Origin of the sequence: Bordetella sp. 15P40C-2 (assembly GCF_009763235.1) — a bacterium.
In the GTDB taxonomy this organism is placed as follows: domain Bacteria; phylum Pseudomonadota; class Gammaproteobacteria; order Burkholderiales; family Burkholderiaceae_B; genus Bordetella_A.
Genome location: NZ_WSJA01000024.1, coordinates 36,348 through 49,680, shown reverse-complemented (window position 1 = coordinate 49,680; position 13,333 = coordinate 36,348). Strand labels below are relative to the sequence as shown.

15 protein-coding genes and 1 tRNA gene are annotated in these 13,333 nt (G+C 61.3%); 6 read left to right on the top strand and 10 right to left on the bottom strand.

Annotation, left to right across the window (positions count from 1 at the left end):
• Positions 1-218: 218 nt before the first annotated feature.
• Positions 219-294 (bottom strand) — tRNA-Phe (locus GOQ25_RS10815).
• A gap of 184 nt (positions 295-478) precedes the next feature.
• Between GOQ25_RS10815 and hemA the strand changes: the two genes are divergently transcribed.
• From hemA to grxD, 4 genes are all read left to right on the top strand, one after another.
• Positions 479-1,753, top strand: coding sequence for a glutamyl-tRNA reductase (hemA, locus tag GOQ25_RS10810; RefSeq protein WP_160350476.1), 1,275 nt, complete (start codon positions 479-481; stop codon positions 1,751-1,753).
• A 90-nt stretch (positions 1,754-1,843) separates the two neighbouring features.
• Complete coding sequence (gene prfA / locus GOQ25_RS10805) at positions 1,844-2,926, top strand: peptide chain release factor 1 (protein ID WP_160350475.1); 1,083 nt, start codon at positions 1,844-1,846, stop codon at positions 2,924-2,926.
• Positions 2,916-3,746, top strand: a complete 831-nt coding sequence (gene prmC / locus GOQ25_RS10800; RefSeq protein WP_160350474.1) for a peptide chain release factor N(5)-glutamine methyltransferase — start codon at positions 2,916-2,918, stop codon at positions 3,744-3,746. The genes prfA and prmC overlap by 11 nt, the downstream gene beginning before the upstream one ends.
• 78 nt (positions 3,747-3,824) lie before the next feature.
• A complete protein-coding gene (gene grxD / locus GOQ25_RS10795; protein ID WP_160350473.1) occupies positions 3,825-4,151 on the top strand; it encodes a Grx4 family monothiol glutaredoxin in 327 nt (108 codons plus the stop codon).
• 208 nt (positions 4,152-4,359) lie between these two features.
• On the opposite strand, the gene GOQ25_RS10790 is transcribed toward grxD, so the two are convergent.
• Together GOQ25_RS10790 and GOQ25_RS10785 are read right to left on the bottom strand one after the other, a co-directional pair.
• Entirely contained in the window at positions 4,360-4,920 is a 561-nt protein-coding gene (locus GOQ25_RS10790) for a DUF934 domain-containing protein (RefSeq protein ID WP_160350472.1), read from the bottom strand.
• On the bottom strand, positions 4,913-6,658 hold the full coding sequence (locus GOQ25_RS10785) for a nitrite/sulfite reductase (protein ID WP_160350471.1): 1,746 nt from the start codon (positions 6,656-6,658) through the stop codon (positions 4,913-4,915). Before GOQ25_RS10785 ends, GOQ25_RS10790 begins: the two co-directional genes overlap by 8 nt.
• A gap of 237 nt (positions 6,659-6,895) precedes the next feature.
• On the opposite strand from GOQ25_RS10785, the gene GOQ25_RS10780 reads away from it, so the two are divergent.
• Entirely contained in the window at positions 6,896-7,342 is a 447-nt protein-coding gene (locus GOQ25_RS10780) for a thioesterase family protein (RefSeq protein WP_160350470.1), read from the top strand.
• 97 nt (positions 7,343-7,439) lie between these two features.
• Here the strand turns inward: GOQ25_RS10780 and GOQ25_RS10775 are convergent, their stop codons facing one another.
• The 5 genes from GOQ25_RS10775 to GOQ25_RS10755 form a co-directional block, all read right to left on the bottom strand.
• Positions 7,440-8,102 carry a carbonic anhydrase gene (locus GOQ25_RS10775; protein ID WP_160350469.1) on the bottom strand — a complete coding sequence of 221 codons (663 nt, stop codon included), beginning with the start codon at positions 8,100-8,102 and terminating at the stop codon, positions 7,440-7,442.
• Between the two features lie 73 nt (positions 8,103-8,175).
• Complete coding sequence (locus GOQ25_RS10770) at positions 8,176-8,526, bottom strand: FxLYD domain-containing protein (RefSeq protein ID WP_160350468.1); 351 nt, start codon at positions 8,524-8,526, stop codon at positions 8,176-8,178.
• 36 nt (positions 8,527-8,562) lie between these two features.
• Positions 8,563-8,859: a YciI family protein gene (locus tag GOQ25_RS10765; RefSeq protein WP_160350467.1), complete on the bottom strand. Its 297-nt coding sequence runs from the start codon at positions 8,857-8,859 to the stop codon at positions 8,563-8,565.
• A 207-nt stretch (positions 8,860-9,066) separates the two neighbouring features.
• Positions 9,067-9,708: a 3-oxoacid CoA-transferase subunit B gene (locus GOQ25_RS10760; RefSeq protein ID WP_160350466.1), complete on the bottom strand. Its 642-nt coding sequence runs from the start codon at positions 9,706-9,708 to the stop codon at positions 9,067-9,069.
• The gene (locus tag GOQ25_RS10755) at positions 9,705-10,382 is read right to left on the bottom strand and encodes a 3-oxoacid CoA-transferase subunit A (protein WP_160350465.1); all 678 of its coding nucleotides are present in this window, start codon (positions 10,380-10,382) and stop codon (positions 9,705-9,707) included. The genes GOQ25_RS10760 and GOQ25_RS10755 overlap by 4 nt, the downstream gene beginning before the upstream one ends.
• Before the next feature lie 164 nt (positions 10,383-10,546).
• Between GOQ25_RS10755 and GOQ25_RS10750 the strand changes: the two genes are divergently transcribed.
• Entirely contained in the window at positions 10,547-11,323 is a 777-nt protein-coding gene (locus GOQ25_RS10750; RefSeq protein WP_236844550.1) for an IclR family transcriptional regulator, read from the top strand.
• A 40-nt stretch (positions 11,324-11,363) separates the two neighbouring features.
• On the opposite strand, the gene GOQ25_RS10745 is transcribed toward GOQ25_RS10750, so the two are convergent.
• On the bottom strand, positions 11,364-12,089 hold the full coding sequence (locus tag GOQ25_RS10745) for an SDR family NAD(P)-dependent oxidoreductase (protein WP_160350463.1): 726 nt from the start codon (positions 12,087-12,089) through the stop codon (positions 11,364-11,366).
• A gap of 101 nt (positions 12,090-12,190) precedes the next feature.
• The gene (locus GOQ25_RS10740) at positions 12,191-13,123 is read right to left on the bottom strand and encodes a 3-hydroxyacyl-CoA dehydrogenase family protein (RefSeq protein WP_160350462.1); all 933 of its coding nucleotides are present in this window, start codon (positions 13,121-13,123) and stop codon (positions 12,191-12,193) included.
• Positions 13,124-13,333 lie beyond the last annotated feature (210 nt).

The window sequence follows — 13,333 nt, the reverse complement described above, 5'->3', positions numbered from 1 at the left end:
AAATTTTGAGAATTACCGCATGAGAGTCTTGGCTCAGTGCGGTTGGAACGGTGTGATTAACCGGGTCTGATGAATGCTCATCCCCCGTTTATGGGGTAGAGCCTGACGTTCTTGTTGAAATAGGGCCAGCTGCGAGGATCGGTCCGGGGGAGGGGCAATCCAGAGATTTTGGCGCGCAAACGAAAATGCCCAGCTCTATGAGCTGGGCATTGAATCTTTGGTGGCCTGGGGCGGAATCGAACCACCGACACGCGGATTTTCAATCCGCTGCTCTACCAACTGAGCTACCAGGCCAACGAAGACCGCAACTATACACGAAATTTCAGGCGTGTGCTGGGAATCCGAGAAAAAGTTTTGTGGGCACAGCGCGACGATGCAAACCAAAACTACCAAGGGAATACCCTTAGATGTATAATTTTCAAAGACTTAAGTTACAAATGCGTCGAACTTCGTCCAACGGCGCTCCTAAATCCATCCCATGTCCGTAGCTGTATTTGCGTTCGGTCTGAATCACACTTCTGCCCCGGTTGCGGTGCGTGAGCGTGTTTCCATGCCCGCTGACTTGCTGCGGCCGGCGTTGGAAGGGTTGCGCTCCGCATTTGGCGGGGCCGTGCGCGAAGCGGCGATTCTATCGACCTGTAATCGTACCGAGGTGTACTGTGCGGCCCCGCCCGAGGTGGCCGAGCATCTGCCCGTCTGGTTGGCCGATCACAATCGCCTCGAAGCCGGGGTGTTGAGCCCCCATCTTTATCGCCACGAGCAGGACGAGGCCGTTCGTCACGCATTTCGCGTGGCCAGTGGCCTCGATTCCATGGTGCTGGGCGAGCCGCAGATTCTGGGGCAGATGAAAGACGCAGTGCGTGCCGCCGGCGAGGCCGGTTCATTGGGTACGTTGCTGCATCAGCTGTTCCAACGCACCTTCTCGGTCGCCAAGGAGGTCCGCTCGCAGACCGAAATCGGCGCGCATTCGGTGTCGATGGCGGCTGCGGCCGTGCGTCTGGCCGAGCGCGTGTTTGGCGATCTGAGCGAGGCGCGCACGCTGTTTATCGGCGCGGGCGAAATGATCGAGCTCTGTGCCACGCACTTTGCCGCTCAGCGTCCGCATAGCATGGTGGTGGCTAACCGCACCGCCGAACGCGCCGAATTGCTCGCGGGCAAGTTCGCGGCCAGCACGATGCGTCTGGTTGATCTGCCAGAGCGTCTGGCCGAATTTGATGTCATCGTTTCCTGTACGGCCAGCTCCTTGCCCATATTGGGCTTGGGGCTCGTCGAGCGCGCTACGCTGCAACGGCGTCACCGCCCCATGGTGATGATCGATCTGGCGGTACCGCGCGATATCGAGCCCGAAGTCGGCCGGCTCGATGATGTGTATTTGTATTCTGTCGATGATCTGGGTCAACTCGTGCAAAGTGGCACCGACGCGCGTCGCGCGGCGGTGGTGCAGGCCGAGGCCATCATCGAGACCCGCGTCCAAGGCTTTATGCACTGGATGCAGTCACGCGAAGTCGTGCCCGTGATCCGCGACCTGCATCAGGCCGCTGAAGACGTCCGCGCGGCCGAGCTGGAGCGCGCGCGCCGCATGCTGGCACGCGGCGAATCGCCAGAGGCGGTGTTGGAACAACTCGCACACGGCCTGACGCAGAAATATCTGCATGGTCCCTTGGCGGCGTTGAACCGCAGTCAAGGCGACGAACGCCAGCAGTTGCTGGCCTGGATGCCGCGCCTGTTTCCAGGTCGCGATACGCGCCGTTAGCGTTGCTGCCGCAATGCCCGCCTCAAGGCGGGCGTTCGCATTTTCGGGCGCCCGCATTCCGCTAATCCGCAACGTCTTTTTGAGTTATCTATGAAATCTTCCATGCGCAGCCGTCTGGAGCAGCTGTCTCACCGCCTCGTGGAGGTGGACGCATTGCTGGCCGAGCCGGAAATTGGCGCCGATATGGATCGCTTTCGCAAACTGTCGCGCGAACGGGCCGAACTGGATCCCGTCGTGCAGGCATTCAACCAATTCGTGAAAACCGAGGAAGACCTGCAGGCCGCGCAGGACATGCTGAGCGACCCGGATTTCAAGGAGATGGCTGAAGACGAAATCAAATCGGCCAAGGCGCGTATCGAAACGCTGGAAGCCGATTTGCAGCTGTTGCTGCTGCCGCGCGATCCTAACGATGGGCGCAGCCTGTTCCTGGAAATTCGCGCGGGCACGGGCGGAGACGAAAGCGCGCTGTTTTCGGGCGATCTGCTGCGCATGTATACGCGCTACGCCGAACAACGCGGCTGGCGGGTGGAGCTGATGTCGGAAAGCCCGTCGGAGCTAGGCGGGTATAAGGAAGTGATCGCTCGCATCGATGGCGACGGTGCCTATGGTCGTTTGAAATTCGAATCGGGTGCGCACCGCGTGCAGCGTGTGCCGGCCACCGAGGCGCAGGGCCGTATTCACACCTCGGCTTGCACGGTGGCGGTGTTGCCCGAGGCCGACGCGATGAACGAGATCATCATCAATCCCTCGGATCTGCGCATCGATACGTTCCGCGCCAGCGGCGCGGGTGGTCAGCACATCAACAAAACCGATTCGGCGGTGCGCATCACCCACTTGCCCACGGGTTTGGTGGTGGAATGCCAGGATGACCGTTCGCAGCATCGCAACAAGGACAAGGCCATGCAGGTGCTGGCCGCGCGCCTGAAAGACCGCGAGCTGCGCGAACGTCAAAGCAAGGAAGCCGCCGAACGCAAGAGCCTGGTGGGTTCGGGCGACCGTTCCGAACGCATCCGTACGTATAACTTTCCACAGGGTCGTGTGACGGATCACCGTATCAACCTGACCCTGTACAAGCTGCAGCAGATCATGGAAGGCGATCTGGAAGAACTGACCGGCGCATTGATCGCCGAGCAGCAGGCCGAGCTGCTGGCTGCCCTGGGCGATGAGGTCTGACGTGAATCAAGCTACCTTGCAGACGCTGTTGCAAGATACGCGCTTGCCGCGACTGGAGGTGCGTATGTTGCTCGAGCACGTGCTCGGCAAACCGCGCGCGTGGCTGCTGGCGCATGACACCGATCCGGTGGAACCGTGGCAGGCCCAGGCGTATCAGGCGCTGGCGACGCGGCGCTTGGCGGGCGAACCGATGGCCTATTTGGTGGGCCATCGTGAATTCATGGGCCGCGATTTCGCGGTGACTCCCGATGTGCTGATTCCTCGGCCCGACACGGAGTTGCTCGTGGAGACCGCGCTGGCATGGCTGAAAGATCGCCCTGATGCCGCGGTATTGGATCTGGGCACCGGTAGTGGCGTGATTGCGGTTTCGATCGCGCTGGGCGCTCCTGGCGCCACGGTGACAGCGACCGATGTGAGCGCCACCGCCTTGCAGATGGCCGTGCGCAACGCGGCGCGTCTGGATGCGCGCGTGGATTTCGCGCAGGGGAGCTGGTATGAGGCGCTGCCGGCCTTGGCGCGCTACGATTTGATCGTCTCCAATCCGCCTTACATTGCCCGTGATGACGAGCATTTGTCGCAAGGCGATCTGCGGTTCGAGCCGCGTGGAGCGCTGACGGATCATGCGGACGGTCTGCGCGACCTGACCACGATCATCAATGGCGCCGCTGCCCGTTTGCGGCCGGGTGGCGCGTTATGGGTTGAGCACGGTTGGGATCAGGCCCAAGCCGTGCGCCAGCTGTTAAACAGCGCGGGTTTTGGCAATGTAACCAGCCTGCGTGACTTGGCCGGAATCGAGCGGATTTCCGGCGGGTCTCTATAATGAATCATCCGCTGCCCAGAACCCGCGCCATTGCCGGCGGGGTGCAGTCCATCAGCTATTACTGTTTGTGAGATCACCATGAGCGACGTGCAAGAATTTATCCGCGAGACCGTGACCCAGCACCCTGTGGTGTTGTTCATGAAGGGCACGGCCCAGTTTCCCCAATGTGGTTTTTCGGGCCGCGCCATTCAGATTCTGAAGAGCTGTGGCGTGAAGAAACTGATCACGGTTAACGTGCTCGAAGACGCAGAAGTCCGCCAAGGCATCAAGGAATACTCGAATTGGCCGACGATCCCGCAGCTCTACGTCAGCGGCGAATTCATCGGCGGCTCGGACATCATGAGCGAGATGAACGAAAGCGGTGAATTGAAGACGCTGCTGGATCAGTCTGGCGCAACGGCGTAAGGCAGGCGGTTGCCGCGTCGATAGACCGGCGATCGGCTCCACGCGTAGAACAGAAGGCCTCACGGTTTACACGTGAGGCCTTCGTGTTTTGGGGTGCCATCATGGCGCTGCTTGATCCCGCGACATCGCGTTCAGGGTGCAGATGACCGCGCGATTTATCCGCGCGTTACTGCATTCCGGGCCGCGTGGGGGCCGCTGCGCACGATGTCTATGCTTCTACGGGCACGGACGGCTTGGGATAGGTCTTCTGGTAATGCACCGTGAAGGTCTGGAAGGCGGCGAGCGCCTTGTGCGGATCATGCCCGGGCTTGACTAGAAAGCTGTCGAATCCCACGCGCGCTTGATAGTGAATCGTGTCGATCATCACATCGCCCACGGCGCGCAACTCGCCTTGCCAGCCGTAACGGGTACGTAGCAGTTGCGCGAGGGAATAGCCGCGCCCGTCCGTATAGACCGGGAAGTCGATGGCGATGAAATCGATGCCGGTCGGGTCGATTTCGCCGTCGTCGTTGACGAGTTCCTGCAATTTCGAATCAGGCGCGAGCAACACCGCTACGGGGTGGCGGCGTGCGCGTAAGGTATCGCGATGTGCGGTCCAGGTGGCGAGCGGAACAATCCATCCGGGTTCATCGGCCGGCAGCGAGTCGATCGTTGCCACGTCAACTTCCCCGGCGTCGGCGACAGCTTGCACCCGACTATCATCCACTTGAAGCTGGCCGTGGCGGATCAAACGAGCCGTGTGTTCGCTATGAGCGATGACATCAGACATGGGCCACCTCGCGAGATGCCGGCGCCGCCTTGGCGACTGCCGGGTCGGCATAGACATCTTCCTTAAAGGGCGCGATGCCCAGACGATCGACCACATCGATAAAGCGCTCGATCTCGCTATCGCGCAGACGCAGGTACGTCTGAATCAGCCGGTCCACCACATCGGGGATCTGGTCGCGCGCAAACGATGGGCCGATGATGCGCCCGATGGCAGCACCACCCCCACGCGTCGATTGCAGATCGGGCAGGGGCTTGGCCGCGCCATTTTGACGCCCGCCTATGGTGACCTGATACCACTCTTCGCCGTTCTTATCGACTCCCAGGATGCCGATATGGCCGACGTGGTGATGACCACAGGCGTTGATACAGCCGGAGATATTCAAGTCCAGCTCGCCGACATCGAATAAATAATCCAGGTCGTCAAAGCGGCGTTGAATGGCTTCTGCCACGGGAATCGATACCGCATTGGCGAGCGCGCAGAAGTCGCCGCCCGGGCATGCGATGATGTTGGTCAGTAAACCGATATTGGGTGTGGCCATGTTCAGCTCGCGCAGCGTTTCCCACAACGCATATAGCTGCGAGCGGCGCACATCGGCAAGCACCAGATTCTGCTCGTGCGAGACGCGCACTTCGCCATAGCCGTACTGCTCCGACAAATCGGCGACGGCTTCCATTTGCTCGGCCGTGATGTCGCCGGGCGGCACACCGGTGGCTTTGAGCGACAAGGTGACGGCGGCGTAACCCGGCACGCGATGGGGATGCACGTTGCGTTTCAGCCAGCGCGCGAATGCGGGATTCGCGGCGGCCTGGCTGTCAGTGTCATCGGGTTCGTTCGCGGCCTGAGCGTCATATTGCGGCCAAGTGAATCGCTGCGCGATGGTGTCGACGTAGTCTTGCGTGAGGGTGTCTGGGCCGTCTTTGATGAGCTGCCACTGTTCATCGACCTGCTGCGCATAGACCTCGGGCGTGAGTTCCTTGACCAGAATCTTGATGCGCGCCTTGTACTTGTTGTCGCGTCGACCATGCAGGTTGTAGACGCGCAGCGCCGCTTGCAGATAAGTGAGCAGATGCTGCCACGGCACGAACGGATTGATCAGATGTCCCACCATGGGCGTGCGGCCCAGGCCGCCGCCGATCCACACGCGAAAACCCAGCACGCCGTCGCGTTCGACCGCCTGCAGGCCGATATCGTGCACGCCGACGGCGGCGCGGTCTTCCTCCGCGCCACTGACGGCGATCTTGAACTTACGCGGCAGGAACGCGAACTCGGGATGCAGCGTGGACCATTGGCGGATGATTTCGCACCACACCAGGGGGTTAACAAGCTCATCGGGCGCGACGCCGGCGAAATGATCGGAGGTCGTGTTGCGGATACAGTTGCCGCTGGTCTGAATGGCGTGCATCTGTACCTTGGCCAGCTCGGCGAGGATGGTGGGGACATCTTCGAGCCGGGGCCAGTTGAACTGGATATTCTGCCGCGTGCTGAAATGCCCGTAGCCGCGATCCCAGGTGCGCGCGATATGCGCCAGGGTGCGCAGCTGGCGCGAGGCTAACAAGCCATACGGAATCGCCACACGCAGCATGGGCGCATGGCGTTGAATGTAGAGGCCATTCTGCAGACGCAGAGTGCGAAAATCGTCTTCGCTCAGCTCCCCAGCGAGATAGCGCTGAGTCTGCTCGGTGAACTGCGCGACGCGCTGTTCCACCAGTTGTTGATCGACAGGGTCATACACATACATGGTAAGCCGCCCTCAGGGCGCCCCGAGGGGCGTGATGAAGCATGGGACCTGCGCGCGCGGCGATAGCCGTCGCGAACGCTAAAGCACGCCGCCGGTTTGGTAGCGCGCCAGGACTAGACACATAACCGTAACAGTTGCTTTTATGGGCTGTCTAAGTCAAATTCGTTATATGAATAGAAGCGATAATCGAGCCGGAGACACCCGATTCAACACGCGAGCGAGATCGATTCCCCCGCTATGACCGACAAACTGCAGCCGACCTTACGTAGTGCTTATCCTCATTTCGCCGCCATCTCGACACGTTGGAAGGACAATGATGTCTATGGCCATGTCAATAACGTTGTCTATTTCGAGTTTTTTGACACGGCGATCAATCAGTTCCTGATCGAGCTGGGCGCGCTCGACATTGAGCGCAGCGAGGTGGTGGGACTGGTCGTGGATAACCGCTGCACCTATTTTTCCTCGATCCGGTTTCCCGACACGGTGCAGGTCGGGATCAAGATCACCCGCATCGGCAGAAGCAGTGTGGAGTACGAGGTAGGGGTGTTTAAAAACGCCGACGAATCCGCGGCCGCATTGGGCAGATTCGTGCATGTGTACGTCGATAAGGCGACGGGCAGCGCGACGGAAATTCCGGAAAATATCCGCTCGGTGCTGCAGACGATTTACCGACCCACGGCGTAGTCCGGAGGTAGGTCTGCCGTACAGGAAGGCTTTGTACGCCGCAGCCTGGGTGCGCAAGGCCGCGGTCGTTACCCCGTCAGCGCGACGGGGCAAGTCCTCACGCGGAGGCGTTGGCTGCGTCCGGATCAGTCTGGCAAGGAGCAAACTTGCCTGTTTGCGGGTCGCGCAAGAACAGCAGGCCGGTGGCCACGCCGAAATAGGTGCCGTGCAGCTCCAGTTCGCCGCGCTCGACACGTCGACGGATGGAGGGGAACGTCATCAGATTGCGCAGGCTGTGTTCGACCACCGCCCATTCGAGCTGTTGCACGTCTTTGGCGCGATCACCCGTGCGGGGCAGCGATTCGGCCACCGGCGTGATCTGCGACATCCACTTGCCGATGAAGTCCATTTTCGTCAGCGGCTCGGCGCCATCGAACACCGCCCGCACGCCGCCGCACGACGCGTGGCCCAACACGACGATGTGCTTGACGTTCAACGCATTGACGGCGAACTCGATCGCCGCACTGGTGCCGTGGTAGGAGGTGGCCTCGGCATCGCCTTCATACGGCGGCACCAGATTCGCCACGTTGCGGATGATGAACATCTCGCCGGGGCCTGCATCGAAAATGACTTCAGGCGAGACGCGCGAATCACAGCAGCCGATCAGCAGGATCTCGGGATGCTGACCCAGCTCGCCCAACTGCTCGTAGCGTTTGCGTTCGTTGTGGAAGCGGCCGTCGAGGAATGCTTGGTAGCCGTCAGAAAGTCTTTTGGGGAACATAGGAAAACCTTGTTGTTATGGCGCACGCACGAGAACATTTTCCCACAACAGCCTTACAGGCACGGTCAGGAATTCAAGGCTGGCCCGAAACTTCCTTGATTTCCTTGGCGCTGAAGCGGGTGAATGGCTGGGGCGTAGACGCTTGGGCCTGCCATGTTTCCCCGGGCGCCAGGGCAGTATCGCGGCGGCTTTCCACGCGCCCGATTTCCTGCCCTTGTGCGTCATACAGGGCGTAGACGACCTGTAACGCGGGCACCGCGGTTTCGCGATGGTTGGTCACCTGCGCACTGATCTGCCAGAGTCCGTCACCTTGTTTCAGGGCGTTCATCCCGTCAATCGAGACGCCGTGAGGCAGACTTTGGGCGAACGCGCCCGTAGAGGCGAAACATAGCAGTGCGATGAGTCGGCGATAGCGGTTTAGCATGGTGACCTCCAGCGAGTTTTCGGGCCCTCCAGGCCCTCACAGCATCAATTTGCCGTCGAGATAGGCCTTGCGCCACCGCGTGATGGTGACGCGTTCGAACAGCCCGACTTTATGAAAGGGATCGCCCTGGATAAAAGCTTCGGCTTCTTCGCGAGTATCCAGATCCACGATGTATAGCCCGCCGCCGCCATCCTGGCCGTCATCTTGCAGCTTGGCGCCGCAAGCCAGCAGCAGCGCAGCGTTCTCCGCCAGGAATGCCAGATGCTCAGGACGATGTTGCTGACGCACGGCTTGGTGGCCAGGTTTGTCGAAGGTCTCGATGATGTACGGCATGGGGTCTCCCAGATTTTTGTCTGAAGGGCGCAGCGGGTTTCGGTTGTCGAGCCATTCCCTCGGACCGAGGGATGACATCGCCGCGCACGGGTTTCGTTCACCGTTAAACGGTAGATGAACCATAAACAGTCTGGGACGCTTCAGCAAGAAAAATGCCGGGGGCAAGCCGGCGCGCCTGGACGCGCGCGTCGGCTTACTAGCCAGCCATCACGCGAACTTCAACGGCAGACCGGTCAGTTGCAGCAAGGTTTCACGCGTCATATCGCCAAACATATCGATGACCGTGACCTCGCCCTCGCGCAGGTCGAACACCGCTACGTCGGTGTACACGCGCGACACGCAGCGAACGCCTGTCAGCGGATAGGTGCATTCGGCGACCAGCTTGCTCTGTCCCTCACGGGTCAGCAGCTCCATCATTACGAACACGTCTTTCGCGCCGATGGCCAGATCCATCGCGCCGCCCACCGCGGGAATCGCATCGGGGGCGCCGGTGTGCCAGTTGGCCAGATCGCCGTGTTGCGATACCTGAAAGGCGCCCAGCACGCAGATATCCAGATGGCCGCCGCGCATCATCGCGAACGAATCGGCGTGATGGAAAAAAGCGCAACCGGGCAGTTCGGTGACCGGTTGTTTGCCAGCGTTGATGAGGTCGTAGTCCTCTTCGCCCTTGGCCGGTGCGGGGCCCATGCCCAGCATCCCGTTCTCGGTATGCAGCAGGACTTCGCGATCTTGAGGCAGGTGATTGGCGACCAGGGTCGGCAGGCCGATGCCCAGGTTCACGTAAGCGCCTTCGGGAATGTCTTGGGCGACGCGGGCGGCAATCTGGTCGCGGGTCAGTTTGGTGCTCATGCTTGCTCCTTGGCCGGGATCTGGACAACGCGCTGTACGAAGATGCCGGGGGTCACGATGTTTTCCGGGTCCAGCTCGCCGAGTTCGACGGTCTCGCGGACTTGGGCAACCGCCACACGGGCGGCGCTGGCCATGATGGGGCCGAAGTTGCGCGCGGTTTTGCGGTAGACCAGATTGCCCCAGCGGTCGCCGCGATCGGCCTTGATAAGCGCGTAGTCGGCGTGCAGCGGGTATTCCAGCACGTAATGACGGCCGTTGATTTCACGGGTTTCCTTGCCTTCGGCCAAGGGCGTGCCATAGGCAGTCGGGGTAAAGAAAGCCCCGATGCCCGCGCCGGCGGCGCGGATGCGTTCGGCGAGGTTGCCTTGCGGCACGAGTTCGAGCTCAATCTTGCCACTGCGATACAACTCATCGAAGATCTGCGAATCGGACTGACGCGGGAACGAGCAGATGATCTTGCGCACGCGTCCCGCGCCTAATAGCGCGGCCAGACCCGTGGTGCCGTTGCCGGCATTGTTATTGACGATGGTGAGGTCTCGCGCGCCTTGTGCGAGCAGGGCGTCTATGAGTTCGATGGGTTGGCCGGCCGTACCAAAGCCGCCAATCATGACGGTCGCACCGTCCGGGACGTCGGCCAGGGCGGCCGCCGCGGAATCAACGAGCTTAGAAATCATGGGAAATATCCGCAGTTAAAGGGGCATGTCATAATTTGTTCTTGATAAGAACTTTCGTTCGTTCAAAGAACATTGTTCGAATAGAGCTGTGGCCTGCTTTATGGCGGCAGGGGCAGTTGCGGCTCATAGCGTTGGCCGCCATGGGCACTGAAGGCGTGACGGAAATGGAAGACACAAAGCAACCCGGCGACACCTACGTGCAATCGTTCGCGCGCGGCCTGTCGGTGATACGGGCGTTTGGCCCGCAGCGGCCCCACATGACCTTGTCGGAGGTGGCCACGCAGACGGGATTGACGCGTGCCGGGGCACGGCGGATTCTGCTCACCTTGGCGCAGCTGGGCTATGTGGCGATCGACGGGCGACAGTTTTCGCTCACGCCGCGTATCCTGGAGCTGGGTTATTCCTACCTGTCGGCCATGCCGTTGTGGGATCTCGCTCAGCCGTACATGGAAGAGGTCGCCGAGGCAACCCGCGAATCGTGTTCCGTTTCTGTCTTGGATGGGACGGACATCGTCTACATCCTGCGACTGTCGCGTCACAAAGTCATGAGCATCAATCTGGCAGTCGGCAGCCGCCTGCCGGCTTGGGCGACATCCATGGGGCGCGTGTTGCTGGCGGGTTTGCCAGACACCGAGCGGGACCGACTGCTCGCGGCCAGCGACATCCGCGCGCATACGCCGCATAGCATCACAAACATCGAGAAGCTGAAGCAGCGGCTCGCGCAAGTACGCGCCGATGGCTATGCGTGCGTGGTCCAAGAGTTGGAGCTGGGCCTGCAATCCGTCGCGGTGCCGATCGTCGATCGCAGCGGCCGGGTGATCGGCGCGATGAATGTCAGCGGACACGCGAGCCGGTACCCCAGCGACGAGATGGTCGAGGCGTTCCTGCCGCCGCTGCGTCATGCGGCCGAGCAGATCAACCAGGCTTTGCGGCAGCGTTAAGGCGCTGCCTTGCGTCGCGGTCCGGGGCATAGCCTGCATGTCAGATTGGCGCTACGCCCAAGGTAGTGCCGCCACAGACGTACAGCATCTGGCCCGTGACAAAGCCATTGTCCGGCGATAGGAAGAACATCGCCGCGCGCGCCACATCCTCGGGAGTTCCCAGGCGTTTGACGACGATGCTGTTGATGATGCGCTGCGTCTGCGGCGAGCCATCGGGATTGCTGTTGCGAAACAGGTCGGTGGCGATCGGGCCGGGGCCGATTGCGTTGACCGTGATGCCGTCCGCACCCAGTTCCATCGCCAGCGTGCGGGTCATGCCGACCAGGCCGGCCTTGGTGGCCGAATACGCCACGCGATCGGGCTTGCCCAGCGCGGCGCGCGAGGACATGTTGACGATGCGCCCGAATCCCGCCTCTCGCATATCGGGCACCACCGCCTGCGCCAGGATCATCGCCGTGCGCAGATGCAGCGCGAACACATAGTCCAGATCTTCCAGCGTCGCGGTGTCGACCGTGCCCGGCCGAGTAGCGCCAGCATTGTTCACCAGCCCGATGATGGCGTGGTCGCGGCGGGCTTGAGCCACGGCGGCCTGCGTCTGCGCGGTGTCGGTCAGGTCGGCCTGAATGGAAATGAGCCCCTCGGGCGAAACCTCGGGAAGGCGGTAGTCGATGTTGATGACGCGGTGGCCGGCCTTTAACAGCGCGCTGACGATGGCCGCGCCAATGCCCGCGCTGCCGCCGGTGACCAGATATGCTTGGGGTTTCATGGTGCTCCTCTCATAGGTGTCGATCGTTCCATGACTCGGACACGGGCCTGACGGCATTCGTGTGGGCCAGATCTTTTCTTCATCAACAGGCAGGGCGTCGGTCAGTCGGCACGGCGCTTTTGCAGCAAGGCGACTAGCTCTGTCAGGGTCGCGCTCTTGTCGCGCAGAATTTGCTCGCGCGTCTCGGCAGGCCAGGAGTAGAAGCCTTGGCCGGTCTTGGCGCCTAGATGGCCGTCGGCGACTTTCTGGGCCAATAGTGGCGAGGGCGTCGTGCGGTTTTCCAGGTCCGGGTACAAATAGGTTGCGATGGCATGGTGAACATCGATGCCATTCATATCGCGCTGTTCCAGCGGGCCGGTTATCGCCAGGCGGATGCCCAGGCTCCACTTGACCACTTCGTCGATGTCTTCGGCGCTGGCGATGCCTTGTTCCAACAGAGAAATCGCTTCGCGTGCCAGCGCATGTTGAATGCGGTTGGCGATAAAGCCTGGGATGTCGCGATTGACGAGGACGGGCCGCTTGCCCACGTACCGCAGCGATGCCATGACGCGCTCGACGGTGTCGACCGAGGTGTCGTCATTGCGCACGACTTCCACCAACGGGATGACGTCTGCGGGGGTAAAGAAGTGCGTGCCCACGAAACGATCGCGCCGCGTGACAGCGTCGGCAATCGCGTTAATGGACAGGCCCGACGTGTTCGTGGCAAAGATCGACTCGGCGGGGCACAAGGTATCCAGCCGCGCGAACACGTCGCGTTTGAGTTCGAGTTTTTCCGGAATGGACTCGATCACGAGATCGCCCGCGCAGGCGGCTTCCAGGCCATCGTCCATGCGGATCCGACGGCGCGCCTCGGCCACGCCATCGGGCGCATAGACTCCCAACTGGCGGTCGATCACTTCGGCGGCCCGTGACAGCGCGCCCGGGACGGGGTCGATTAGCACGACGTCGATGCCTCTCGCGGCGTAGAGGGCGGCGATTCCGCTGCCCATGGCGCCTGCGCCAATCACGGCGAGGGTCTGAATGGGGTGATCCATGTCGTAATTCTCCGGAGGCGACGTGGCACGGCGACGACGTCGGGCTATGCCTGCTGCGATGTATGTTCTCTATACGAACATTTGTGCGGATAGAGAATTCTTGGCGAAATAGTACTAACAAACCAAGCAGCCCGACAAATATCTTTACCGCCACCGCCCGCAGGCTGGACACCTGGCGGCGGCCCAAGACGATCTCGCCCAGTTGACCTT

Coding starts and splice junctions, on each gene's coding strand:
- hemA (WP_160350476.1), top strand. CDS start 479: ATGTCCGTAGCTGTATTTGCGTTCGGTCTGAATCACACTTCTGCCCCG.
- prfA (WP_160350475.1), top strand. CDS start 1,844: ATGAAATCTTCCATGCGCAGCCGTCTGGAGCAGCTGTCTCACCGCCTC.
- prmC (WP_160350474.1), top strand. CDS start 2,916: ATGAGGTCTGACGTGAATCAAGCTACCTTGCAGACGCTGTTGCAAGAT.
- grxD (WP_160350473.1), top strand. CDS start 3,825: ATGAGCGACGTGCAAGAATTTATCCGCGAGACCGTGACCCAGCACCCT.
- GOQ25_RS10790 (WP_160350472.1), bottom strand. CDS start 4,920: ATGTCTGATGTCATCGCTCATAGCGAACACACGGCTCGTTTGATCCGC.
- GOQ25_RS10785 (WP_160350471.1), bottom strand. CDS start 6,658: ATGTATGTGTATGACCCTGTCGATCAACAACTGGTGGAACAGCGCGTC.
- GOQ25_RS10780 (WP_160350470.1), top strand. CDS start 6,896: ATGACCGACAAACTGCAGCCGACCTTACGTAGTGCTTATCCTCATTTC.
- GOQ25_RS10775 (WP_160350469.1), bottom strand. CDS start 8,102: ATGTTCCCCAAAAGACTTTCTGACGGCTACCAAGCATTCCTCGACGGC.
- GOQ25_RS10770 (WP_160350468.1), bottom strand. CDS start 8,526: ATGCTAAACCGCTATCGCCGACTCATCGCACTGCTATGTTTCGCCTCT.
- GOQ25_RS10765 (WP_160350467.1), bottom strand. CDS start 8,859: ATGCCGTACATCATCGAGACCTTCGACAAACCTGGCCACCAAGCCGTG.
- GOQ25_RS10760 (WP_160350466.1), bottom strand. CDS start 9,708: ATGAGCACCAAACTGACCCGCGACCAGATTGCCGCCCGCGTCGCCCAA.
- GOQ25_RS10755 (WP_160350465.1), bottom strand. CDS start 10,382: ATGATTTCTAAGCTCGTTGATTCCGCGGCGGCCGCCCTGGCCGACGTC.
- GOQ25_RS10750 (WP_236844550.1), top strand. CDS start 10,547: ATGGAAGACACAAAGCAACCCGGCGACACCTACGTGCAATCGTTCGCG.
- GOQ25_RS10745 (WP_160350463.1), bottom strand. CDS start 12,089: ATGAAACCCCAAGCATATCTGGTCACCGGCGGCAGCGCGGGCATTGGC.
- GOQ25_RS10740 (WP_160350462.1), bottom strand. CDS start 13,123: ATGGATCACCCCATTCAGACCCTCGCCGTGATTGGCGCAGGCGCCATG.